At 61.6% G+C, this 23,054-nt stretch carries 21 protein-coding genes and 1 pseudogene; 12 read left to right on the top strand and 10 right to left on the bottom strand.

Annotated elements, in window-relative coordinates; translation table 11 throughout:
- Positions 1-97: 97 nt before the first annotated feature.
- A pseudogene (locus tag AU074_RS35035) lies at positions 98-592 on the bottom strand (methyl-accepting chemotaxis protein); the annotation flags it as partial.
- Between the two features lie 1,519 nt (positions 593-2,111).
- Positions 2,112-3,782, bottom strand: a complete 1,671-nt coding sequence (locus AU074_RS31135) for a PleD family two-component system response regulator (RefSeq protein ID WP_076017976.1) — start codon at positions 3,780-3,782, stop codon at positions 2,112-2,114.
- 274 nt (positions 3,783-4,056) lie between these two features.
- On the opposite strand from AU074_RS31135, the gene AU074_RS31130 reads away from it, so the two are divergent.
- The 5 genes from AU074_RS31130 to AU074_RS31110 all read left to right on the top strand — a co-directional run bounded on the left by AU074_RS31130 (position 4,057) and on the right by AU074_RS31110 (position 9,503).
- Entirely contained in the window at positions 4,057-5,124 is a 1,068-nt protein-coding gene (locus tag AU074_RS31130) for a DUF2333 family protein (protein ID WP_076017975.1), read from the top strand.
- Between the two features lie 2 nt (positions 5,125-5,126).
- Positions 5,127-5,663, top strand: a complete 537-nt coding sequence (locus AU074_RS31125) for an NUDIX hydrolase (protein WP_076017974.1) — start codon at positions 5,127-5,129, stop codon at positions 5,661-5,663.
- A gap of 297 nt (positions 5,664-5,960) precedes the next feature.
- The gene (locus AU074_RS31120; RefSeq protein ID WP_076017973.1) at positions 5,961-6,332 is read left to right on the top strand and encodes a translation initiation factor Sui1; all 372 of its coding nucleotides are present in this window, start codon (positions 5,961-5,963) and stop codon (positions 6,330-6,332) included.
- 212 nt (positions 6,333-6,544) lie between these two features.
- Positions 6,545-8,458 carry an arginine decarboxylase gene (speA, locus tag AU074_RS31115; protein ID WP_076017972.1) on the top strand — a complete coding sequence of 638 codons (1,914 nt, stop codon included), beginning with the start codon at positions 6,545-6,547 and terminating at the stop codon, positions 8,456-8,458.
- Positions 8,459-8,639: 181 nt separating this feature from the next.
- The gene (locus AU074_RS31110; protein ID WP_076017971.1) at positions 8,640-9,503 is read left to right on the top strand and encodes an alpha/beta hydrolase; all 864 of its coding nucleotides are present in this window, start codon (positions 8,640-8,642) and stop codon (positions 9,501-9,503) included.
- Here the strand turns inward: AU074_RS31110 and AU074_RS31105 are convergent.
- The 3 genes from AU074_RS31105 to AU074_RS31095 form a co-directional block, all read right to left on the bottom strand.
- The gene (locus AU074_RS31105) at positions 9,487-10,833 is read right to left on the bottom strand and encodes an MATE family efflux transporter (protein ID WP_076017970.1); all 1,347 of its coding nucleotides are present in this window, start codon (positions 10,831-10,833) and stop codon (positions 9,487-9,489) included. The genes AU074_RS31110 and AU074_RS31105 overlap by 17 nt on opposite strands.
- A gap of 164 nt (positions 10,834-10,997) precedes the next feature.
- Positions 10,998-11,300, bottom strand: coding sequence for a DUF6124 family protein (locus AU074_RS31100; RefSeq protein WP_076017969.1), 303 nt, complete (start codon positions 11,298-11,300; stop codon positions 10,998-11,000).
- A gap of 301 nt (positions 11,301-11,601) precedes the next feature.
- On the bottom strand, positions 11,602-11,895 hold the full coding sequence (locus tag AU074_RS31095) for a hypothetical protein (protein WP_076017968.1): 294 nt from the start codon (positions 11,893-11,895) through the stop codon (positions 11,602-11,604).
- 153 nt (positions 11,896-12,048) lie between these two features.
- Here AU074_RS31095 and AU074_RS31090 point away from each other — a divergent pair, with 153 nt between their 5' ends.
- The 5 genes from AU074_RS31090 (at position 12,049) to AU074_RS31070 (ending at position 16,409) form a co-directional block, all read left to right on the top strand.
- On the top strand, positions 12,049-12,354 hold the full coding sequence (locus tag AU074_RS31090) for a MazG-like family protein (RefSeq protein WP_017478435.1): 306 nt from the start codon (positions 12,049-12,051) through the stop codon (positions 12,352-12,354).
- Positions 12,351-13,100, top strand: a complete 750-nt coding sequence (locus AU074_RS31085) for a methyltransferase domain-containing protein (protein ID WP_076017967.1) — start codon at positions 12,351-12,353, stop codon at positions 13,098-13,100. The genes AU074_RS31090 and AU074_RS31085 overlap by 4 nt, the downstream gene beginning before the upstream one ends.
- Positions 13,101-13,124: 24 nt before the next feature.
- Positions 13,125-13,736, top strand: a complete 612-nt coding sequence (locus tag AU074_RS31080) for a DUF4136 domain-containing protein (protein WP_076017966.1) — start codon at positions 13,125-13,127, stop codon at positions 13,734-13,736.
- 45 nt (positions 13,737-13,781) lie between these two features.
- Positions 13,782-14,339, top strand: a complete 558-nt coding sequence (locus tag AU074_RS31075) for a DUF4136 domain-containing protein (protein WP_076017965.1) — start codon at positions 13,782-13,784, stop codon at positions 14,337-14,339.
- Positions 14,340-14,447: 108 nt separating this feature from the next.
- Complete coding sequence (locus AU074_RS31070) at positions 14,448-16,409, top strand: pilus assembly protein TadG-related protein (protein WP_076017964.1); 1,962 nt, start codon at positions 14,448-14,450, stop codon at positions 16,407-16,409.
- On the opposite strand, the gene AU074_RS31065 is transcribed toward AU074_RS31070, so the two are convergent.
- On the bottom strand, positions 16,406-19,138 hold the full coding sequence (locus AU074_RS31065; protein WP_076017963.1) for a PAS domain-containing sensor histidine kinase: 2,733 nt from the start codon (positions 19,136-19,138) through the stop codon (positions 16,406-16,408). The genes AU074_RS31070 and AU074_RS31065 overlap by 4 nt on opposite strands.
- Positions 19,135-19,575, bottom strand: a complete 441-nt coding sequence (locus AU074_RS31060; RefSeq protein WP_076017962.1) for a TadE/TadG family type IV pilus assembly protein — start codon at positions 19,573-19,575, stop codon at positions 19,135-19,137. The genes AU074_RS31065 and AU074_RS31060 overlap by 4 nt, the downstream gene beginning before the upstream one ends.
- Positions 19,576-19,650: 75 nt before the next feature.
- On the opposite strand from AU074_RS31060, the gene AU074_RS31055 reads away from it, so the two are divergent.
- Entirely contained in the window at positions 19,651-20,121 is a 471-nt protein-coding gene (locus tag AU074_RS31055; protein WP_076018078.1) for a prepilin peptidase, read from the top strand.
- A 124-nt stretch (positions 20,122-20,245) separates the two neighbouring features.
- Entirely contained in the window at positions 20,246-21,028 is a 783-nt protein-coding gene (locus tag AU074_RS31050; RefSeq protein WP_076017961.1) for a response regulator transcription factor, read from the top strand.
- Between the two features lie 114 nt (positions 21,029-21,142).
- Here the strand turns inward: AU074_RS31050 and AU074_RS31045 are convergent, their stop codons facing one another.
- The 3 genes from AU074_RS31045 to AU074_RS31035 are packed head-to-tail and all read right to left on the bottom strand — an operon-like array spanning position 21,143 to position 23,054.
- On the bottom strand, positions 21,143-21,412 hold the full coding sequence (locus AU074_RS31045; RefSeq protein ID WP_076017960.1) for a DUF3613 domain-containing protein: 270 nt from the start codon (positions 21,410-21,412) through the stop codon (positions 21,143-21,145).
- 15 nt (positions 21,413-21,427) lie between these two features.
- Complete coding sequence (locus tag AU074_RS31040) at positions 21,428-22,150, bottom strand: tetratricopeptide repeat protein (protein ID WP_076017959.1); 723 nt, start codon at positions 22,148-22,150, stop codon at positions 21,428-21,430.
- A 10-nt stretch (positions 22,151-22,160) separates the two neighbouring features.
- Complete coding sequence (locus AU074_RS31035; RefSeq protein WP_076017958.1) at positions 22,161-23,054, bottom strand: type II secretion system F family protein; 894 nt, start codon at positions 23,052-23,054, stop codon at positions 22,161-22,163.

Below are 23,054 nucleotides of genomic sequence, written 5' to 3'. Positions count from 1 at the left end.
AAGGCGGTGGTTCAGCCGCCACATGCGTTGGCCGGTGCACCGCCTTCGCGAGCAAGCCCGCTCCCACATTTTGATCTTCACAAGGCGGGAGAGCCGGTTAGACGCGGAATGCCTGTACGGCAGTGTTGAGTTGCCCGCCAAGTACCAGCAAGTGTTCTCCCTGGCTGCGTCCCTGGCCAATTCGCAGCAAGTTGTCCTCACCCAGTTGGTGAATTCGCTCACTGTTGTCGCGGATTTCGCTCACGGCGCCACTTTGCTGGGCGGTGACATCGGCAATCCGTACCGCAGTGTCGGAAATGGTCTGGATCGCGCCGACGATTTCATCCAGCGCGCCGTCAGCCGCCTGGGCTTGCTCGGCGGTGGCTTCTGCGTGTTCGACCTGGGCGCGCATGCCTTCCACCGATTGCCGGGCGGCGGTTTGCAGGCCGGCGATCAGGTGCTGGATTTCAGCGGTGGCGCCGGCGGTGCGCTGGGCCAGGGAGCGCACTTCATCGGCCACCACGGCGAACCCGCGCCCGGCTTCACCGGCCCGCGCGGCCTCGATGGCGGCGTTCAGCGCCAGCAGGTTGGTCTGGTCGGCAATTGAGCGAATCACCGTGAGTACGCCGCCGATGGTTGCGGACTCCTCGGCGAGTTTCTCGATCATCTGCGCATTTATCTGCACTTCGCCGACCAATGCGTGCAACCCGGTGAGGCTCAGGCCGATCACCCGTTGGCCCTGTTCCACGGCTTGGCCTGCGCTGCGGCTGGCCTCGGCGGCCTGGCTGGCGTCGCCAGCAACCTGCTGGATAGTGGCTTCGAGTTCACCCAGGGAATCGCGAATCTGCGCGGTGTCACCGGCCTGGCGCTCGGCGCCGTCGTGCATGCCATTGCTCAATTCCGCCAGGGCGCTGCTGCTGCCGGCCACTTGCTCGGCGTTGCCGCGAATGGTGCCCACTAGGTCCACCAGATAAGCGCGCAGGCGGTTCAGGGACTCCTCGATATCGTGAAGTTCGCGGTTGGTCTTGCCCAAGGCAATGGGCTGGCTGAAGTTGCCTTCGGCCCACGTGGACAAGGCCGGCGCCAGGTTGGTCAGCACCCGAGCCAGGCGCCGTTGCAAGGTGTCGATCAACAGCGCGATCAGCAAGATCAGGCCGATCATGACGCCTTGCATCAACCGCACTTCGCCCTGGATCTGCGCATGCTGGGCCCGCACCACCGGCTCCAGCCCGGCGATGGCTTGCTGCACGGCGTTGATTTTCAGGTGGGTGCTGGTGGCCAGTTCGGTACGTTGCTGGATTTGCTCGCGGGTGCGTTTCAGCTCGGCGGGGTAGCGGGTCAGCAGGCTGTTAAGTTCGCGCTTGAGGTCGACGCCGGTGTCCTGGGCTACGGTTTTTTCAGCGTTTTCCAGGCCCATCATGGCCGAGAAGTCGTCGGTATTGGACTCGCTGCTGGCGGTCACCCCCAGTAATGGCAGTTGCCCCAGCACGTCAGCCTGGCTGCGGATATTGCTGACTTCGCGCTCCACGTCGTCGGCCAGTTCGCTGCGCCCGCTGCTCACCAGCTTGTCCCGGGCCAGGGAGAGTTTGGCCAGGTGCTGGGACGCCGCGAGCAACGGCGGCAGATAACGCGCGGCGTCGGGGGAGGTGACGCCGCTGGCGTACTGGTTCAGTTGCTCCAGATTGGCGCCGAGTTCGCGTTCGGCTTGCAGCAGCAAGGCTTGCGGGTCGCCCGCCAGCTTGCCGGCGGCCAGCAGGTCGGTCTTGCTGAAGGTATCCAGGTCTACCAGGCTGGGGCGCAGGTTTTGCGCCAGGTCTGCCGGCAGTTCATCCAGATGCTGCAACAGATTTTCCAGGCTCTGGCTGGCGCTGCTCAGGCGCAGGGCGTCGCCGCTGGCGAGGTAATCGTCGATATTGCGCGCGGCCTGGTTTTGAAAGGTCTGCGACAGGCCCAGGTAGCGCTCCATCAACAGGTAAGGCCGTTCCAGGGCGCGTTGCGACCACCAGAGCGTCGCGCCCAAGGCCAGGCAAACGGCGACCAGAAGGAGGGTGTTCAGATTCGTCAGCAGCTTCAGGCGCATGCGTGGTTTCAACCGACAACAGAAGTAAGTGCCTGAAGTTATTGCGTTTCCATTACAGAGTTATGACGGATTCGGTGGATTCTGGTGAAAAGGTGGCACTTTGCTTTGATGCGCGCGCCGACATCACCCGGTTACGCCCTGCATCCTTGGCGCGGTACAGCGCCTCGTCGGCCTGGGCTGCCATCATCAGGCTGTCGGAGCCATCACACAGCTCCACCACGCCGGCGCTGAAGGTGCACCACAAATCCTGCGGCTGGGCGGGGTAGTGAATCTCGGCAAAGCGCCCACGGATTTCGTCGAGCACTTTGCAGGCCGAGTCGAGATCGGTGTCGGGCATCACGATGGCAAATTCTTCACCGCCGTAACGGCCTATATAGTCGGTCTTGCGCAGGCGCTGCTTGAGAAACAGCGCGAGGCTCTTGATTACCCGGTCGCCCATGGGGTGCCCGTGGCTGTCGTTGACCCGCTTGAAGTGGTCGATGTCGAGCATCGCAAAGCTCAGCGGTTTGCTCTCGCGCCGCGCACGGAAGCTGCAGTCTTCGAGCAATTGCAGGATGTGGGTGTGGTTGTACAGCCCGGTGAGGCTGTCGCGCACCATCCGCGCCTTGAGGTTGCGCGCCCGCGCCGCACGGTTGCGCACGGTGGTGATCAGGTGTCGGGGCTTGATCGGCTTGGTGAGGAAGTCGTCGCCGCCTTCGCTCATGGCGTCCAGTTGCTTGTCCAGGTCGTCTTCGGCCGAGAGGTAGATGATCGGCACGCTGACGTAGCGGTCGTTGTGGCGGATCACCTTGGCCAGTTCGGTACCGGTGCAGGCCGGCATATACATGTCGAGGATGATCAGGTCCGGCTGGAAATCCGCCAGCTCGGCCATGGCCTGGATCGGTTCGATCAGCGTGCGGGTGACGATGCCGGCGCTGTTGAGCAGGCGCTCGGTGTGCATCGCCTGGGCCCGCGAGTCGTCGATGATCAGCACTTTATAAGGTTCGTACTGGGCGACGCAGGTCAGCACTTCGATTTTTTCCAGCAGGCTCGAGGCCTCCAGGGTTCCGGTGAGGAACTCCTGGCCGCCGGCGCGCACGGCGGCCAGGCGAGTGGGTGTATCGGTTTCGTGCAGGCTGAAAAACAGCAGCGGCAGTTTTTGCTCCAGGCCTTCCTGGGCTTCGGCCGCAAGCTTCAGGCCCAGGCCGGTGCCGCAGAAATCCACATCCATCACGATGGCTGCCGGCAAGCGCTCGGCCATCGATGAGCGAAATGCTGCAACGCTGTCGAGGGACTGCGCGCTCAAGCCGAAAAATTCCAACTGCTTGGCCAGGCGCTCGGCGCGATCGTGATCGGCGAGCATCACGTAGATCGGCTTGCGCATCGGTGGCAGGAGGGTTTGCTCCAACTGATCGCCCTGGCGCAGGCCAGTGCGCGACAGGCGCTGCATCAGACGGTTGAGTTCGGTGATCAGATGGCTGCTCAGGCGGCCGCGGTTATCGTCCACCGCCTTGAGTGAAGCGCCGATCTGGTGTGCCAACTGGCCATGTTCCGGCTGCTCGAAGCGTTCGGCAAAACGCAGCAGGCGCAGGTTGGCCTCGCCGAGTTCGGTCAAGTCGGCGGTCGACCATTCGCTGCGTTGCAGGCGCTGCCAGATCTCAAGAATTTGACGTGCCTGATGAATTACACGCTGGGCAAAATGGTGCTTGAGACGCTCACGGCTGGGGTCTTCTGGCTCGGTCATATCCTGACTACTAGTTAGGCTGCATGCTGAGGTCGAACTGATGGCTCTATGCTAGCACCTCTTTTCCGTTGCACGAGTGTCATACGTCAATTAACTGCGAGGTCTTGGATATTCATTTACCGACCCTGCAGTCGCGCGGGCGTAAACAGCGTGCATCCTTTATAGTCGAGCCGCGCACAAGCGCCACCCTGACTAAAAGCGCCGCACGGCTCGGCACGATGGGGTAGGGTTGTGGTCGTAGCTATTGAACTCAAGTGATTGAAAGGATATCGCCATGCTGGACTGGAAAAACCGCGCAGGCAGTGCAAAGGGCCCGGCCCCTGAAACCAAGTCGGCCCCCCGCAGCTATTTCCGTAACATGCTGATGAGCCGTGCGTTGCTCTCGCTGGTTGCGTTGTATCTGTTGGTCACCGGTGCCCTGGGGTGGTACTGGAGCGAAGAGCCTGCATTGTTCCCGGTTCAGCAGAACGCGCAGATTGCCGCCGAGAAGGAAGGCAAGCAGATGGTGGTGGGCTTCACCACCGTCGAAACCCTCAAGACCGTGGTGGGCACTTTGCTGAATAAGCCGGGTGGCTACATTTCCAACGACCGTTTCCCGCCGGGCCTGTGGATGGACAACATGCCGAGCTGGGAATACGGCGTGCTGGTGCAGGTGCGTGACCTGACCCGTGCCTTGCGCAAAGACTTCGCCCGTTCCCAGTCGCAGTCGGCGGAAGACGCGGACCTGGCCAAGGCCGAACCGCGTTTCAACTTCGACAACAAGAGCTGGGTGCTGCCGTCCAGCGAGTCGGAATACCAGGAAGGCATCAATTCCCTGAGCCGCTACGAAGCGCGTTTGTCCGACCCGAATCAGCGCGGCGCGCTGTTCTATGCGCGTGCCGACAACCTGAACAACTGGCTGGGTGATGTGGCGACCCGTTTGGGTTCGCTGTCGCAACGGCTGTCGGCCAGCGTGGGCCGGGTCAAGCTCAACACCGCGCTGAAAACCGAAGCGCTGGCGCCGGGTGAAGTGCCGCAGGTCGACGAAGAAGTGGTGGAAACCCCATGGATGCAGATCGACAACGTGTTCTACGAAGCCCGCGGCCAGGCCTGGGCCTTGTCCCACCTGCTGCGTGCCATCGAAGTCGACTTCGCCGACGTGCTGGCCAAGAAGAACGCCACCGTCAGCGTGCGCCAGATCATTCGTGAGCTGGAAGCCTCGCAGGAGCCGGTATGGAGCCCGATGATTCTCAACGGCAGTGGCTTTGGCGTCCTCGCCAACCATTCGCTGGTCATGGCCAACTACATTTCCCGGGCCAACGCTGCAGTGATCGACTTGCGTCAGCTGCTTAACCAAGGTTGATGATGGACGCTTCCACCCGGGAGGCTGCGCACCGCGCGGCCTCCGACGCCGAACTGATTGCCTGGGTCGACGAGCAGGACAACCTGCTCGGCAGCCTGGTGCGTTCCGACCTGCGCCAGCGCGGGCTGATCGGGCGCTGCACCTTTATCTTCCTGTTCAACTCTGCCGGTGAGCTGTGTGTGCACCGGCGCACCCTGAGCAAAGCCATGTACCCGGGGTTCTGGGACACGGCGGCGGGCGGCATGGTGGCGGCCCACGAGTCCTACGCCGAGTCGGCGGCTCGGGAGCTGGAAGAGGAATTGGGAGTAAGCGGCGTCGAATTGACCCCGCACGACCACTTCTACTTCGAAGACGGCGACAGCCGGCTCTGGTGCACCTCGTTCTCGGCCGTGTGGGACGGGCCGTTGCGGATCCAGCCGGAAGAAGTCATGGAAGCGCGCTTTCTGCCACTGGCGACGGTGTTGCAAGAGGCCGAACAAAAGCCCTATTGCCCGGATGCACAGGAAGGGCTACGTCGTTATTTGGCCCTGCGTCGCTAAAGTTGCATAAATTGGCGCCATTTGGCTCTTAGCAAGGGGCCTTTTTGCCGTTACACTGCGCGACTTTTCAGGCTGAACCGCTGTTGTTCCACCCTGTAGGAGCGAGCTTGCTCGCGAAAAACGTAAGCACGACGCGTGCTGTCTGAATGCCCGCGTAATCGTTGACGACCTTCGCGAGCAAGCTCGCTCCTACAGTGGTTTGAATATCTGCGGCTCAGTAGCGCTGCCCCTGCCTGAGTGGGGCTTCGCGGTCGATGATCCCATCGATCAGTCTTTGTCCTCCCAAGAGGATTGCCGGTGGCCAAAAAAGCCGCATCCTTCGCTGCCCTTGGTGGCCTGGTATTTTCCACCGACGCAGGTCGACACTGCCCGGACTGTCGCCAGCCCGTGGACGCGTGTACCTGCAAAACAACCCTGATTCCCGAAGGCGATGGTATTGCCCGCGTCCGTCGCGAGAGCAAGGGCCGTGGCGGCAAGACGGTGACCACCATCACCGGCGTGCCCCTGGCCGAAGAAGCTCTGAAGGAGTTGGCCACGACGCTGAAAAAGCGCTGTGGCACCGGTGGCGCCTTGAAAGACGGCATCATCGAGATTCAGGGCGACCACGTCGAGTTGCTGTTGGCCGAGCTGATCAAGCTGGGTTACAAGGCGAAGAAATCCGGCGGTTAGCAGCCTCTGTGAAAACCACCCCGATGACCCGCTTGCTGAACGCAAACTGTCGTCTCCATGGTTTTCACAGAGCCTGTTCCTGACCGGTGTCTAAACTCTGTCCTGCAAGTGGGGTCTACCCCTCTCACAGGCAAATCGTCATTTTCATTCTTTAGACTGCGCCAGCCTCTGATCAGGCCGGTGCACTTCGACTTCATTTATAGGGGACTTCGATGTCCGTACGACGCACACGCAAAGACGATGGCAGCCAATGGACAGTTGCGGACAGCCGCAGTGTTTACGGGATTCGCCATTGGGGGGCCGGGTATTTCGCGATCAATGATGCCGGTCGCGTTGAAGTCCGTCCGAACGGTCCGAACAGCACGCCTGTCGACCTGTACGAGCAAGTAGACCAGCTGCGTAAAAGCGGCCTGTCCCTGCCGTTGCTGGTGCGCTTCCCCGACATCCTGCAAGACCGCGTGCGCCAACTGACCGGTGCCTTCGACGCGAATATCGAGCGCCTGGAATACCAGAGCAAATACACCGCGCTGTACCCGATCAAGGTGAACCAGCAGGAAGCGGTGATCGAGAACATCATTGCCACCCAGGATGTGTCCATTGGCCTGGAAGCCGGCTCCAAGCCGGAGCTGCTGGCCGTGCTTGCCCTGGCGCCGAAAGGCGGCACCATCGTCTGCAACGGTTACAAAGACCGTGAGTTCATCCGCCTTGCGCTGATGGGCCAGAAGCTTGGCCACAACGTATTTATCGTGATCGAGAAAGAATCCGAAGTCGGCCTGGTGATCGAAGAAGCCGCCAACCTCAAGGTCAAGCCACAGGTGGGCCTGCGAGTTCGCCTGTCGTCCCTGGCGTCGAGCAAGTGGGCGGACACCGGCGGCGAGAAATCCAAATTCGGTTTGTCGGCGGCGCAACTGTTGTCTGTGGTCGAGCGCTTCCGCGCGGCGGGCCTGGACCAGGGCATCCGCCTACTGCACTTCCACATGGGTTCGCAGATCGCCAACCTGGCCGACTACCAGCACGGGTTCAAGGAAGCCATTCGTTACTACGGCGAACTGCGCAACCTCGGCCTGCCGGTGGACCACATCGACGTGGGCGGCGGCCTGGGTGTGGACTACGACGGTACCCACTCGCGTAACGCCAGTTCCATCAACTACGACATGGACGACTACGCCGGCGTGGTCGTGGGCATGCTCAAGGAATTCTGCGACGCGCAGAGCCTGCCGCACCCGAACATCTTCTCCGAGAGCGGCCGTTCCCTGACCGCCCACCACGCCATGCTGGTGGTGCAAGTGACCGACGTCGAGAAACACAACGACGACGTGCCGGTGATCGAAAACAAGGAAAGCCTGCCGGAAACCGTGCAATGGCTGGTGGACCTGCTGGGCCCGACCGACATTGAAATGGTCACCGAAACCTACTGGCGCGCCACGCACTACATGAGCGATGTGGCCACCCAGTACGCTGACGGCAAAATGACCCTCGCCGAAAAGGCCCTGGCCGAGCAGTGCTACTTCGCCGTGTGCCGCCGCCTGCACAACTCGTTGAAGGCGCGCCAGCGCTCCCATCGCCAGGTGCTGGACGAACTCAACGACAAGCTGGCCGACAAGTACATCTGCAACTTCTCGGTATTCCAGAGCCTGCCGGACACCTGGGCCATCGGCCAGGTACTGCCGATCCTGCCGCTGCATCGCCTCGACGAAGAGCCGCTGCGCCGTGCCGTGCTGCAAGACCTGACCTGCGACTCCGACGGCAAGATCAAGCAGTACGTGGATGAGCAAAGCATCGAGACCAGCCTGCCGGTGCACGCGGTGAACGAGGGTGAAGATTACTTGCTGGGCATCTTCCTGGTGGGTGCCTACCAGGAAATTTTGGGCGACATGCACAACCTGTTCGGTGACACCGACTCGGTGAACATCTACCAGCGTGAAGACGGTTCGGTGTACAGCGCCGGGATCGAGACCCACGACACCATCGAAGACATGCTGCGCTACGTGCACTTGTCGCCGGAAGAGTTGATGACTCACTACCGTGACAAGTGCGCCAGCGCGAAGATCACGGCGGCGGAGCGGACTCAGTTCCTGGATGCGTTGCGATTGGGCCTGACTCGTTCGTCGTACCTGTCCTCGTAAGTACACCGCTCCCAGGCTGACAAAGATCTCAAAGTGACAGAGATCCAGTGTGGGAGCGGGCTTGCTCGCGAAGGCGGTGTATCAGTTTGCCCATGTATTGACTGACACGCCGCCTTCGCGAGCAAGCCCGCTCCCACATTTGGATCGCCGCAAGTCCTGCAGTTTTTATAGGGCCTGAATAATGTCGAGAAAGCTCTTGCAAGCGCTCACCCTGGCCATAGCCGCGCTTCTTGCGGCTTGTTCGCCCATCAAAGTGCTCAACGCACTCACCCCCACCAGCACCTTCACCAAAACCTCCTCCATCGCCTACGGCGACGACCCCCGCCAGAAACTCGATATCTACCGTCCCGTCACCGCCTTGCCCAACGCGCCCGTCGTGGTGTTTTTCTATGGCGGCAGCTGGAACAGCGGCTCAAAGGATGACTACGGTTTTGTAGGCGAGGCCCTGGCTTCGCGTGGAATCGTGGTGGTGATTGCCGATTACCGGCTTTATCCCCAAGTGCGCTACCCGGCGTTTTTGCAGGATGGTGCAAAAGCCGTGTCCTGGACCCATCAACACATCGCCGAGTACGGCGCCGACCCCAAGCAGCTTTACCTGATGGGCCACAGCTCCGGCGCTTATAACGCGGCCATGCTGGCGCTGGATCCACGATTACTGGCGGCGGTGGGCCTGTCGCCGTCCATGCTCAAGGGCTGGATCGGCCTCGCCGGGCCGTATGATTTCCTGCCGATTGAAAACCGTGATGTGCGCCCGGTGTTCTTTTACCCGGATTCGCCGCCCGATTCCCAACCCATCAATCACGTCAGCCATGACGCACCGCCGAGCCTGTTGATTGCATCGGTGGACGACAACCTGGTCAACCCCAAGCGCAACACCGGCGGCTTGGCGAACAAACTGCGGGCGGCGGGCGTGCCGGTGGAGGAGTTCTACTTCGCCAAGACCAGCCATGCCACGTTGGTGGCGTCGATGTCCCGGCCACTGCGCTGGCTGGCGCCAGTGCTCGACCGGGTCACGGCGTTTATCACCTTCACGCCGGGCCAGTGAGCCAGCGGTCCTGCTTGTTCAGGCGCCAGGCAATCGCCCACAGCGTGAGGCTGCGCAGGGCCATGAACAGCAGGAAGGTTATCCACAAGCCGTGGTTGCCAAGGCTCTGCAATGCCCAGGCGAAGGGCAGCACAATCACCACCGTCAGCAGCATGCCATTGCGCATTTCCCGGGCGCGGGTAGCGCCGATAAACAGGCCGTCCAGCAGGTAGCTCCACACGGCAATCAACGGCAGTACGGCGAGGTAGGGCAGGTAGATGTCGGCGGTTTCGCGCACGCTCGGGATGTCGGTTTGCATCGCGATAAACAAGTGGCCGAACACGGCGAACAGGATCGCGAAACCGACGCTGGCCAGTAGCGACCAACCACAGGCCACCACCAGCGAGCGGCGCAAGGCCTGGCGGTCGTGGGCGCCGATGGCGTGGCCGCATAACGCCTCCACGGCGTGGGCCAATCCGTCCAGGGCATGAGCCGTCAGCAGTAATCCGTTAAGCAGCAGCGCATTCGCCGCCACGGTGGCATCCCCCAGACGCGCGCCTTGGACGGTAATCATGAAAAACACCGATTGCAGGGCCAGGCTGCGGATGAAGATATCGCGGTTCACCGCCAGCAGCGGGCGCCAGCTTTGCCACAGCTTGAGTGCCGCCCAGGCGATGTGGCCGGGATAGGCGCGCAGGGCTTTTTGGGTGAGGGCCAGGCCGAGCAGGGCGCCGGTCCATTCGGCGATCACCGATGCGCGGGCCGAGCCGACCACACCCCAATCCAGACCCAGGACGAACCACAGGTTGAGGGCGATGTTGACGAGGTTGGTGGTCAGCAGAATCGCCAGCGGTGCGCGGGCGTTCTGGGTGCCGAGGAACCAGCCCACCAGCGCGTAGCTGGCCAGTGCGGCGGGCAGGCCGAAGAGGCGGGTATGGAAGAATTCGCGGGTCAGCTGGTTCAGCTCGGGGGACGGCTGCATCCACTCCAGCACCAAACCGCTTAAGGGAATGCCGATGCTGCCGAGCAACATCGCGAGGCCCAGCGCCAGCAGCAGCCCCTGCAACAGAATCTGCCTCAGCGCCGCGCCGTCACCGCGCCCGGCGGCCTGGGCGGCAAAACCGGTGGAGCCCATGCGCAGGAAGCCCATGGCCCAGGCGAGGAAGGTGTACAGGCTGGCCCCGACGGCCACGGCTCCGAGTTGATGGGCGTGGGGCAGGTGGCCGATGACCATGCTGTCTACCAGCGCTACCAGCGGCACGGAGATGTTCGACAGGATCATCGGCGCGGCGAGGGCCCACACGCGGCGGTGGGTGGGGCGGTCGCGCCAGTCGGTTAGCAGGGAAGTCATGCGGGCTCCTTTGGGGAGCGGTAGTGTAACTGTCCATTAGCTGCGCCGCAGATCCAATGTGGGAGCGGGCTTGCTCGCGAAAGCGGTGTGTCAGTCGCCGGATGTATTGGCTGATCCACCGCCTTCGCGAGCAAGCCCGCTCCCACAGTTTTGACCGCGTAGTGTCAGGTTTTGCGGGGGTGCAGGCATTCGATGGAGCGGTCGACGGTGGTCTTGGCAATTTCCAGCAAGTGCCAAACGGCCAGGATCTTCGCCCGCTGTGGGCTCTCCAGCAGCTCACTGCAATCAAGCGCAGTGGCCGAGGCGCTGCTCAGCAGGCTGGCGGTGTAGAGCAGGGAGTCTTCGAAGCTCAGGTCTTCGTTGATGGTGTGGAAACCCTGCGATGGCAGGTAATGTTCGAGGGCGCGATTGAAAGCGGCGCGGTCGCTGAGGAGGTCGTTTGGCGGATCGGGGACAACCTTATTCATCGTGTAGCTCCTGTCTGCAGAAGGAACCGGCCCTGTCGCGACTAAACGAAGGGTGGCGGCTATACGCAGGTTAGTCGACCGGTCAGACAGGAAAACTCCGGCGCACCCGAAGGTGCCCTGCGCACAGCCACCATAAAACCTCATGGGAGACATGCGCCTGTCTGAACTCGGGCGACTAAACCCGATCACTGATATGCAGTGAAGGAGCGAAGACTAGCCACCGGTCCTGGCAGGCACAAGGCTGAAAGATTGTCTCGGAAACGTCCGTCAAATTAAAGGGATTTACCCTGCTGGCCCTTTATTAACGCACCACCCAGCTCAACAGCCACAATCCCAGCATCAACCAGATAATCCCCATGATGATCGACGCCCGCATAAATGCGCGCACCGCCGAGTACAGCAGCATCAGGCCGATGATCAGGGTAAGGATGCTGATGATCGAGGTGTCCATGCCCAGCGTGCGTGACAGCCCATCGATAAAATTCCCGCCCGCGTGGGTCAGCGCATTGAACAACCCACTGAGCCCGTCGACGATAAAGCGGATGACGGAACCGAGCGCCTGGCCCAGCCATTCGAAAAAGCTTTCTACCTGCATGTGTGTGTCCTGATGAAAAGGTGGGCGTAGCTGAGGCTTTGGTCGTTATTACCTGACCCTAGTTCCCTTCTAGCATAGAGGTTTACGCGTTACAGGGATTCACTTGCCTTCGCGCGGCTTGCGCCCGAAGCTATACACCTTCAGGAGCGCCCCATGAATCTCGACCACCTCACCGAACGCCTGCACCGCATCCGCGATACCAACGACTGGAAGCAGTTCCACAGCCCCAAGAACCTGGCGATGGCCGCCAGCGTCGAAATGGCCGAGCTGGTGGAGATTTTCCAATGGTTGAGCGAAGACCAGTCGCGCCAGTTACCCGCCGACAAACTCGCCCACGCCGGCCAGGAAGTGGGTGACATTGTGCTGTATCTGCTGCTGTTGTGCAGCGAATTGGGGTTGGACATGGATCAGGTTGTACAGGCCAAACTGGCTGACAGCGAACGGCGGTTTGCCAAATGAGCGACCGTCATTTCGACCAGCTTGCTACCCGTTTCGCCGAGAAGATCTACGGCGGTGCCAAGGGCGCGATTCGCCTGGCGGTGCTGCAAGCCGATTTGATCGAAGCGCTGCCGGACCGCCCGCTGCGGGTACTGGATATCGGCGCAGGGCTGGGCCATATGTCGCTGTGGCTGGCCGAGCGCGGCCACGACGTGACCCTGGCCGAGCCCGCCGAGCCGATGCTCGAAGGCGCGCGCCAGCGTTTCGCCGAAGCCGGGCAAACGGCCACCTTCATTCAAGCGCCCTGGCAGGACCTGCTCGGCCAGCTCACCGAACCCTACGACCTGGTGCTGTGCCACGCCGTGCTGGAATGGCTGGCCGAACCCCACGCGATCCTGCCGGTGCTGCACCAGTTGACCGCGCCCGGCGGCTGGCTGTCCCTGGCCTTCTACAACCGCGACGCCTTGATTTACCGCAACCTGCTCAAAGGCCACTTCCGCAAAATGCGCAAGAACGACATGGCCGGCGAAAAGCAGAGCCTCACGCCACAACAACCCCTCGATCCACGGGAATTGGCGACGCAACTAGAGGGCCTGTGGCAGGTCGAAACCCAGAGTGGCGTGCGGGTGTTCCACGACTATATGCCGGTGGAATTCCAGGCCCGCGCCGAGTTGCAGGATTTGTTGGAGATGGAGCTCGCACACCGTCGTCACCCAAGCTTTGCCGGACTTGGGCGTTATTTGCACTGGATCTGCCGTCCGGTTTAAGCGGCCCAGTCTGCGGAGGTCGAAATGAAGCGCTGTCTTGGACTGATCCTGCTGGGCCTGGGCCTGGCGGGTTGCCAGAGCAACAACCCGTATGTGGCGGCGTCCGCCCCGATGCCGCCGGCGCCTGCCCAGGCGGCCAACACCTTTGATGCCAGCGCCTACCCGGCGCCGGTGCGCGACTATGGCGCCTACCGCAGTTGGGCCTGGCTCAACAACCAACTACCGGCGGGCTCGGCCTGGGCCGATTCGGCGCAGATTGCCGAGGCCGTCAGCGGCGCCCTCGACCAGCGCGGCCTGCGCCCCTTGCATGACAACCGCACCCCCGACCTGCTGGTGAGCGCCGATGTGCGCCTGGAAAAACGCCTGCGCCAGGTCCAGGACGACTATGGCTACGGTTACGGCGGCTATAACCGCTACGGCAACGGCAACGGCTACGGCATGTACAACACGGTGCCGGTGGTACGCACCTATGAAGTGACGGTGGCCGTGGCGCGCATCAGCCTGTTCGACGCGCGCACCCGCCAGCCGGTATGGAGCACCAGCGCCGAAACCACGAGCCAGGGCAGCCTCAGCGAACGCGGCGATTCCCTGCGTGAGGCGATGCAAAAGGCAATGACTGCCTACCCACCCAGTTAGCAGCTATTCTCATTTCAGGCTCAGTTCGTCTTTTGGAGAAAAACCATGCTTCGTCGTATCGCTGCACTTGCTGTTGTTGTGTTGCTGAGCGGTTGCCAGACCAGCCAGGTCAACCATGATTTCGACGCCAGCCGGGACTTTGGCGCGTACCGCAGCTGGAGCTGGAAAGAGCCGGCGTTGCAATACCGCCCGGATGACCCGCGGATCAAGAGTGACCTCACCGAACAGCGCATCCGCCAGGCCGTGGGCGAGCAGCTCGACCAGCGTGGCCTGCGCCCTGCGGCGCCGGGCACCAAGGCTGACCTGAATGTGCAGACTTACCTGATCGTCGAGGACCGTCAGCAACAAGTCACCACCAACTACGGCGGCGCCTGGGGCGGCCCGTGGAATGGCTACTGGGGCGCGCCGATGTACAACGAAACCCGCAACATCACCTACAAGGTGGCCACCATCCAGATTGATTTGCTCGACGGCAAGGACGGCAAACTGGTGTGGCGCGGCAGCGATGAGCAAATCCTCGCCAGTACCCCCGAGCCACAGGACCGCAACGCGGCTATTCGTGCGACGGTGACCAAGGTGCTTTCCAACTACCCGCCGCATTGATTTCCTGATCAGCCCTCCGCCAGTCGCCTGCCCATGGCGACTGGCCTGCAGCCCCTCAGCCCTTGTCTACACTCTTCTACAACACAGGAGAGGAAGCAGGAGTGCTCGATGTCTCCCCTATTTCGTGACGGCCAGCGTGGTGCAATAGGCTTGATAGCGGTCGGTACTTTGGCGCTGGCGCTGGTGTGCACGTTGCTGGTGGTCGACAGCGGGCGTTTGTACTTGGAAAAGCGCAAATTGCAGGGCGTGGCCGATACGGCGGCGCTGGAGGCGGTGGGCCGCAAAGGTACTTGCCTGCCGGGTTTGACGGCGGCGGCCTATGCCGGGCAGAGCGTGGCGCGCAATAATTTTGTGGTGGGCAATGGCAATACCCTCGTGACCACCTGCGGCTCGTTGACCACCGCCGCGACGGGCATGCGTACGTTCACCGCCAACCCGGCGCAGTCGACAGCGGTGCAGGTGGTGGTCACCAAGCCGGTGACCACCAGCATCGCCGGTGGCATTTGGGCGCTGGTCTCCGGGGCGCCGCTGAGTCTCAACACGGCCTTGTCGGCGACGGCGGTCGCGGCTTCGCCCATGCCGACCGTGGCTCAATTGAGCATCAACAGTACCGTCGCTAATATCAATCTGTTGAACCCGCTGTTCACCGGTTTTCTCGGCGGTAGCGTCACCGTCTCGGTGGCCGGCTGGAATGGGCTGCTCGGTGCCAACATCAACCTGTTGAGCTACCTCGACCAGTTGGCGATAAATCTGGGCGTGTCTGCCGGTAATTACACTCAACTGCTCGCGACCAACGTGACAGCGTCCCAGTTGATTCAAGCCGCGATCAACGTAATGACGCTCAACGGCGCGACCGCTGATGTGTTGACCGCCTTGGGCAACCTGAAAGTCGCCGCGATCAATCAGGCACCACTGAGTATCGGCCAGATCCTGCAATTGCAGACGGGCACCACGGCTGCGGCCTTGAATGCCAACGTGCAGCTTTTTCAGCTGATCCAGGGCGTGGTGCAGCTGTCCAGCAGCAAAAGTGCGGTGGCGGCCACCTTGCCGGTCAGTGTGCTGGGGTTGGCCAATGTCACGACGCAGATCAAAGTCATCGAGCCGCCCCAGGTGTCGGCGGTAGGCAATCCGGTGTTGGCGGCGGCCAACCCGCTGGGGCCCAATGGGATTATCGTGCGTACCGCCCAGGTGCGTACCCAGGTAACGGTCAGCTTGCCGATATTGTCTTCTCTGTCGGGGCTGACCACGGCGGTGAGTAACCTAGTGGGGCCGCTGACCCCGGTGATCAATGGCCTGTTGAGCCTTAACCTGGTGACCACCATTAATTCGGCCCTTTGCCTGCTGGGCGCCGGTTGCCAGCAGTTGGATGTGCTGGCACTGCCCGGCGCGTTGCCGCTCAATATCGTGCTGGATGCCGGCGGTGCCCAAAGCTATGTGACCGGCTATACCTGCCCTACAGGTACCACCGGTATCAAGAGCGTAACGGCTTACACCAGCACCTCGTTGGCCTCGCTGAACGTGGGCAGTATCACCAATGCGTTCTCCTCCACCTTGCCGATGGTGGTTTCGCCACTGCCGCTGATTGATATCGGTACCAAGACTTGCCACAAGATCCTGGGGATCGGCACCTGTGACCCCCGCGTGCCGTTTGCGGGTGGCGGGATAGGCATCAAAGTGCAAAGCCCGATTGGTGCAACCAATCAGAGCCTGGTGTTTTCCAGCACCACGCCGTTTCCTGCTCCGCCCAATGTGAACCTGCCAACCATCTATCAAGCGGTCGCACCGTCGACCAATGTGGTCAGTAGCCTGTCAACCACGCTCAATGGTGTTGGCATCACGGCCTATCAACCGGTCGGCAACAGCCCGCTGGGCACAGTGATGTCGGGCGCGGTGGCGGCGATCAGTGGCGTTGGGGCGATCGTGACGCCCGTGGTGGACAACCTGCTGGGGCCGCTGCTGGACCCGATTCTGAACAGGCTGCTGAATACCCTGGGAATCAGCCTGGTAAACGTAAACGTTGGCGCCAACCTGACCTGCGGCCAAAAGGGCGGAGCTTACCTGGTGATTTAAGCCCCGATGACGATCGGCAGCTCCACACAAAACCGTGCACCCTGGTCGCTGTTGCTGACGCTTAGTCGCCCGCCCATGTTTTCCACGATGCCGTAGCTGACTGACAGGCCCAGACCGGTGCCCACGCCGATCGGCTTGGTGGTGAAAAACGGCTCGAAAATCCGCTCCAGCAGGCGCGGGTCGATGCCGCCGCCGTTGTCCTCTACCCATATCCGCACGTGGCGATTGTCGTGTTCGCTGTGCACCGAGATCCATGGCTGGAAGCCTTGCTGGTTTTGGCGTTTGCTCAGCAACGCATCGCGCGCATTCACCAGCAAGTTGATCAACACCTGCTCCAACTGGTCGGCATAACCCACCACCTGCACGCTGAAGTCCGGTGCCATGACCCGCAGTTCGACCCCTTTACCGCGCAGTCCTTCATTGAGCAACGACAGCGTGCCTTCCAGTGCCTGCGCCGGGTCGAACGGTTGTTGCTCGACTTCGGAGCGCCTGCCGAACACCCGCATATGGTCCACCACCCGCGCCGCCCGCTGGACCTGTGCGTCAATGCGCTGGAGTTTTTCCGTCAGGTAGTCGATCTGTGCGTCGCCGTTACTCAAGCGCTTGAGCACATTGACGATGGCCATGCGCATCACGTTCAGCGGCTGGTTGATCTCATGCGCCAGGCCCGTAGCCATTTCTCCCAGGGTGGCCATTTTCGCGCTCTGGGTCAGTTGCTGCTGCGAGCGGCGCACTTCGGTGTTGTCGCGCCCCACGGCCTGGATTTCCTGCAACTGGCCGTGCTCGTCGAACACACCCCGGTCCGACCACACCCACCAGGCATGCTCACGCCCTGGCAATTGCAGGCTGATTTCGGCGGTGCTCACCGGAAACTCCGGGGTCAGTTGGCTGATTCGCTGCACAAAGGCGTTGTGTTGCTCGGCTGACAGCCATTGGCTGAGGTTGATCCCGGGTAACTGGGCTGGCGTGCATTCCAGGTAGTTGGCCAGTGGCGTATTGCCGAAGGTCAGGGTCAGGTCCGGGCGGTAGCGGCAGATCATCGCCGGCGAGTCTTCCACGAGGATGCGGTAGCGTTCCTCGCTGTCCTTGACCTGTTGCGCCGCCAGGGTCGCCTCGGTCACGTCGAGCCACAGGCCGACGGCTTCCACCGGCAGGCCAAGGTCGTCGCGCAGCAACTTGGCCTCGTCGAGCAACCAGTGGTAGTTGCCTTGTTTGTCACGCACGCGGTAGCGACTGCGCACGCTGCCTTCACGCAGCAGATGACGTGTGCGCTCGAAGTAGAGGTCGCGGTCTTCGGGGTGGATCAGCGAGGCCAGGGTCTCGTGGGTGCATTCGGCGAGGGTCCAGCCCAGTAATGGCAGCAGACTGCTGCTGAAAAATGCCGGGTGCAGGGCTCCGTTGACGTAGCGCTGTACGTAGATCACCGCAGGTGAGCTGGCAATCAAATTATCCAGGCGGGCATGGGCGGCAGAGGCTTCCAATTGCTGGTTCTTGATGTCGCTGATATCGAGCATGAAGCCGATCCAGCGCCGGTTTTCCCCCACCCCCAGCACCTGGCCCTGCACGCGGTACCAGATCGGTTGGGCGGCTTCTCCACGGCTGAGGCGCACGCTGGTGAGCAAGGGTTTGCCCAAGGCCTGCAAATCCCCCAGGCGGCTGTTGAGTTCCTGGCGGTCGGCGGGGTGGATCAGGTTCAGCCAAGTGCCCAGGGCTTGCTGGGTCGGGCCGTCTTCCAGGCTCAGGCTGAGGATTAATTGCGGCGCCAACTGGATCTCGCCGCTGGCGGGCAACAGCTCCCACCAACCGGTACCGAGCAGGCCTTGCAGTGCGTCCTGGCGTTCCAGTTGCTGGTGGTGATGTTGCTCACGCAGACGGCTGAGCAGTGGGGCAGCGAGGGCGGCGCAAAGGTTCAGCCAGTCTCGCTCGCTGTTCTGCTGGTGGCCGTTGTAGCAGCCACACAGCAGCCATGCGGTAATGCCCTGGCCATCGCGATACGGCACCAGGAAGCCGTCGGTGTTACCGAATACGCTGACGAGGCGCGGGTATTCATTGCGCCCGTGGGAAATGTCCAGGTTCAGCGGGGCATTACCATTGGCGCTGTCCAGGCTGGTGCCCAGCCGTTGCCCGTTTTGCCATAGCGTGGGGGCGTCATGGGCGGTGTACTGGCTGTAAATCATCCAGCCCTGTTCCTGCTGATCGAGCAGGGCCAGGGCCACACAAGGGACACGCCAGCGCTGGGCGACGCTACGCAGTTGTTCGTTGAGCACCTCCGGCAACCGGGAGAGGCTACACACGCGCAACTGCTCGCTCATCTGGCTGATCAGTAGATGGTTCTGTTCACGCTGCTGGAACAGTTGGCGGCTGTCGAGCAGGTCGCTGATGTCTAGCGCGCGCAGCAGCCATCCGTGGTCATGGGCCTCAATCGTGCCTCGGGTATGCAGCACTTGCCCGGCGATGCCGATGAAGTCCAGGTCCAGGCTGTGGCGCTTCCAGTCTGCCGGCACGCCTTCAATCACCAGCGCGCTATGAACACACAACAGGTCTCGCAGCAACGGTGGGTCATCGTGCTGGGCCAACTGCTGGCGCAGCGAACCGCTGATCTCGAGCACAACACCTTGATCGTCCAGTTGCAGTTGTAATCCTGTAATGACTGCGCCAGCGGCCGGCGCGATGGGCAGTGCGCTGCTTCGGCCGAGCAGGCGCCCGAAGAGTTTGTCGCCAGGGGTCAAAATTGCAGGCTCGACTGGGCTTGCAGCAGGGTCGGCAAGCGCGGCACCGTGCCCAGTCCTGGCAGCACGATAAAGGGCATCACCGCTTGAAGATTGGCCGAGGGGTAGTTGACCTGTACGGTCAGAACGCTATTGCCGTCGAAGGTCGCTGAGACTTGCGCCGCGGTGAACCCGAAGGTGTTCGGGATCCATCGCAGGCGCGTAACCACTGTGTTTTTGGCAGTGGTGATGACCGCGTTCTGGTAGCCCGCCATAGTGGGGTCCAGGCCCACACTCAGGCGCACGGCTTCGGCGGTGGCTTGATTGAACGACTGCAACAACAGCAACGGCAGGCTATAGCTGATCATCCCGTAGAACACGGCGAAAAAAATCACGAAGACCGCGGCGAACTCGATCGCCACGGCACCTTTCTGCTTTCTAGGGAGGCTTGTTCTCATCACCGCGACTACCCTGACGGCTACTACTTGATATCAGCATAGAATCAATCGACGAAAAGGGATGTTTTTTACGTGATCCAAGGCCTGGTGGTGATGCTCTGGTTGGTGCTGTGTGCGGTGCAGGATATTCGACGGCGTCAAATCGCCAATCGGCTGACGTTGGGGGCGGCGCTGCTGGCGCTGATCTATTTGCTTTGGACCGGCACCACTTGGCTGGGGGCGCCAGGCAGCTATGGGCTGGGGGCGTTTTTTCTGGCGCTGCTGTTGACCCTGCCGGGTTACGCCCTCGGCCGCCTGGGTGCAGGGGATGTGAAGCTCCTGGCCGCCCTGGGCCTGGGGTCGGATATGAACTACCTGCTGTGGTCGTTCATCGGTGCCACGGTGGCCAATGTGCTGTGGTTGCTGGTGGCGCCCAGGCTATGGCCGCTTATGAGTCAAGGGCTTAGAAACGCCCTCGGCTATCTCGCTCCGGGACCGTCAACTAAACTGCCATTTGCGCCGTTTCTATTGGTGGGTTTTGGCCTGTTCTGGTTTTGGATCCATTAGTCGCAAGCCGCTCTATTGCTATGGAAATAGTCGGAAAGTAGGTCTACGTTTATGAAGTAGTTGTATAGGAATATTTGTCGTAAGGGATGGGTCAATCTTTTGGCTGCCAGGCATGGAGTAGCGTGTGAACAAAGTGAAGTCTGCGATAAAAGTGCTCGTGGTCGACGATCAGCCCCTGATCGTGGAAGAGCTCTGCGAATTTCTCGAAAGCAGTGGTTATCGCTGTGTCCCTTGTGAGTCGAGCCAGGAGGCTTTGCAACGTTTTACCGAAGACGCCGACATCGGCCTGGTGTTGTGCGACCTGCACATGCCGGAGATGGATGGCATCGAGTTGGTGCAGGCCCTGCAACGGGTAGCCGGCAAAAAGCGCGCCTTCGAGGCAATCATGTTGACCGGGCGTGCCGACAAGCAGGATGTGATCAAGGCCCTACGCGCCGGGATTGCCGATTACTATCAAAAGCCGATCAACCTTGAGGAACTGCTTGAGGGCCTGGAGCGTCAGGAAGCGGCGCTGGAAGATCGGCGCAAGGACCTGCACCTGGGGAACCTGAACCAGAAGCTGCAATACCTTTCCGAGTCTATCGACGACCTTTACCACGACCTCGATAAGGCGCGTCGCACCCCGCGTGAGCCAGAAGGCGAAGAACTGTCCGGCGAGGAATCCGGGCCGGTGGAAATCCCGGCGATCTTCAACCAGCTGTCGCCCCGGCAGTTGGACGTCGCTCGGCTGGTAGGCAAGGGCCAGACTAACTATCAAATCGCCTGCGAGCTGGGTATCACTGAAAACACCGTGAAGCTGTATGTGTCCCAGGTATTGCGCCTGACGCACATGCATAACCGCACCCAGTTGGCCCTCGCGCTGTCGCCCAACAATTCGGCGATGCGCCAGCGGGTAACGGCGCATTGATATCTGCCCAGTTGGGGCGAGCTTGCTCGCGAAGGGGCGATAACGATAACGCTGGGTGCCTGACACCCAGCGGCGCAGTTTTTTTGGCGAGCAAGCTCGTTCCTACAGGGTTTTTTAATTGCTGCCCTGGGTTTGCCCACCGACCTTCTGATCAAAATACTCCGGGATCGGATGCTTGAAGCTGTCCAGCCAGCGCTGGGTGGCCAAGTCGCGTTCGGCGGCGCTGGCCTTCTGCTGTGCCGGTGACGCCACTTGTCCGCTCGACTGCAACGTCAGCCAGGTTTCGGTTTGTTTCTGCTGCGGTGAAGACGGGCCCGGCTCGACGGCCACTACGGTGAGGGGGAGTGTCAGCAAGGCAAGGCTGGCGAGGTAATGAGCTTTCATTGTGAAATCCTCGGATTATTTGGGGCTGGGTGACGGTAAGTCACTCACCGTTGCTATCTGGTCGTTGGCCTTGGCCACAGGCGCGCTTGAACCCTTGAGTTTCTCTGCACGGGCCTGGGCTTCGGTCACCTGTTCAGGGCTCAGGCCCAGTTGACTCACCAGTTGCGCCGCTTGTTTCCAGTTGTCTTGGTAGATCAGCAAGGTCACCAGGTTGATGGCTGCAAGTTGGTCAGTCTGCTTGAGTTCCATGGCGGTCATGAACTCAAAACGTGCGTCTTCGATACGCAGTTGGTTGAGGTACACCACGCCCAGGTCATTGCGGATTTTCTCGTCGGTGGGCGCCAGTCGTGCGGCACGCTGCAAGTGCGCCATGGCTTGCCCGTTGTCGCCCTTAGCCGAGGCCAATTGCCCCAGGCCGTGCTCGCCTTCGGCCGCCATGCAGGTGCCCAGCAGGCTTCGGTACAACGGCTCGGCCTCACTGCGCCCGAGCAAACGATAAGCCTTGGCTTTGCGCAGGCGTACCTGGGGCAGGTTGTCGGGCAGGTTTTGCAGGTTGGCCAGGCTGGCGTGCAGCTTGCCGTCGTTGGCCATCTCATCGGCCAGGTTCAGCGACAGCTCCTGGTCGGCGCCGGGTTTTGGACAACTGGCATTGGACATCAGGGCGCTCCAGGGGGCCTGGCCATTGCTGGCGCACCCGCCGAGCAACAACAGGCTCAAACCGGCTATCAACGCTTTCATCGGGCGCTCCTCATAAGTTAGTCAGGGCGCGGGTGATACCAATGAACGCCGGCCCCCCGAGCACGATCAGCAAGGCGGGAAACAAGAACACCATCATCACGACTGACATCTTTGCCGACATCTTTGAAATGAATTCCTGCAGGCGAGTCAGGCGTCGGTCATCCAGCAGTTGTTTGAGCGCCAGCAACGACTTCATCGCGCCGCCGCCCTGTTGCACCAACTGCTGGAGGATGACGCAGGTGTCGGTAAATTCATCCACGGCCAACAGCTTGGCGGTCTTGCCCAGCTCCTCGCTCAGTTCCAGGCCGGAGTCGACGCGCGTCAGGATCAGGCGCAGCTCATGGGTCAGCGCCGGCAGCAGGCGCTGCGCTTCAACGCTCAGGACCCGCAGCGCCTGTTCGACGGCCATGCCCGATTCGAACAGGATGCGCAGCAGTGGAATGAAGGTAGAAACCTCGCGGGAGATACGCTCCTGGCGGGATTTGGCGATGGCCGCGAGAAAACGCTTGGGCAGCAGATAGCCGATGCCGAGGGACATCAGGGGGGCGAGCCAGGGGGAGGCGACCTTGGGAAACAACAATTCCTGAAGCAGGATGCAAAGTCCCAGCATCACTACGGGCACGCCAATCTGGCAGGCGGCAAACATCGAGCGCTGGCTGGACTTTCTCCAGCCCATGCGGTTGAGCAGAATTTGCGTTTCGTTGTCCAGGCTCACCGAGCGCTGGGCGAGCTGGCTGTTACCCAGTTGGCGCATCATAGTGCCAAGCCGGTTTTCGCGGCCCATCTGGCCCTGCAAGCGCTGGGCAATCAGACGCTGGCCGCGCCGCTGTTTCATCAGGTTGAGCAATACCAACGCCAAGGCGGCCAAGAACATTACGGCGCTGATCAGCAGTGAAGTCCCCAT

Source organism: Pseudomonas sp. ATCC PTA-122608 (assembly GCF_001952855.1).
Classification (GTDB): Bacteria; Pseudomonadota; Gammaproteobacteria; order Pseudomonadales; family Pseudomonadaceae; genus Aquipseudomonas.
Note: the sequence above shows the minus strand (reverse complement) of the source record. Positions and strands in the feature narration are given on the sequence as shown.

Excerpts from the sequence above, each read along its gene's own strand:
- AU074_RS31135 (WP_076017976.1), bottom strand. The coding sequence starts at position 3,782 with ATGACCGAGCCAGAAGACCCCAGCCGTGAGCGTCTCAAGCACCATTTT.
- AU074_RS31130 (WP_076017975.1), top strand. The coding sequence starts at position 4,057 with ATGCTGGACTGGAAAAACCGCGCAGGCAGTGCAAAGGGCCCGGCCCCT.
- AU074_RS31125 (WP_076017974.1), top strand. The coding sequence starts at position 5,127 with ATGGACGCTTCCACCCGGGAGGCTGCGCACCGCGCGGCCTCCGACGCC.
- speA (WP_076017972.1), top strand. The coding sequence starts at position 6,545 with ATGTCCGTACGACGCACACGCAAAGACGATGGCAGCCAATGGACAGTT.
- AU074_RS31110 (WP_076017971.1), top strand. The coding sequence starts at position 8,640 with ATGTCGAGAAAGCTCTTGCAAGCGCTCACCCTGGCCATAGCCGCGCTT.
- AU074_RS31105 (WP_076017970.1), bottom strand. The coding sequence starts at position 10,833 with ATGACTTCCCTGCTAACCGACTGGCGCGACCGCCCCACCCACCGCCGC.
- AU074_RS31100 (WP_076017969.1), bottom strand. The coding sequence starts at position 11,300 with ATGAATAAGGTTGTCCCCGATCCGCCAAACGACCTCCTCAGCGACCGC.
- AU074_RS31095 (WP_076017968.1), bottom strand. The coding sequence starts at position 11,895 with ATGCAGGTAGAAAGCTTTTTCGAATGGCTGGGCCAGGCGCTCGGTTCC.
- AU074_RS31090 (WP_017478435.1), top strand. The coding sequence starts at position 12,049 with ATGAATCTCGACCACCTCACCGAACGCCTGCACCGCATCCGCGATACC.
- AU074_RS31085 (WP_076017967.1), top strand. The coding sequence starts at position 12,351 with ATGAGCGACCGTCATTTCGACCAGCTTGCTACCCGTTTCGCCGAGAAG.
- AU074_RS31080 (WP_076017966.1), top strand. The coding sequence starts at position 13,125 with ATGAAGCGCTGTCTTGGACTGATCCTGCTGGGCCTGGGCCTGGCGGGT.
- AU074_RS31075 (WP_076017965.1), top strand. The coding sequence starts at position 13,782 with ATGCTTCGTCGTATCGCTGCACTTGCTGTTGTTGTGTTGCTGAGCGGT.
- AU074_RS31070 (WP_076017964.1), top strand. The coding sequence starts at position 14,448 with ATGTCTCCCCTATTTCGTGACGGCCAGCGTGGTGCAATAGGCTTGATA.
- AU074_RS31060 (WP_076017962.1), bottom strand. The coding sequence starts at position 19,575 with ATGAGAACAAGCCTCCCTAGAAAGCAGAAAGGTGCCGTGGCGATCGAG.
- AU074_RS31045 (WP_076017960.1), bottom strand. The coding sequence starts at position 21,412 with ATGAAAGCTCATTACCTCGCCAGCCTTGCCTTGCTGACACTCCCCCTC.
- AU074_RS31040 (WP_076017959.1), bottom strand. The coding sequence starts at position 22,150 with ATGAAAGCGTTGATAGCCGGTTTGAGCCTGTTGTTGCTCGGCGGGTGC.
- AU074_RS31035 (WP_076017958.1), bottom strand. The coding sequence starts at position 23,054 with ATGGGGACTTCACTGCTGATCAGCGCCGTAATGTTCTTGGCCGCCTTG.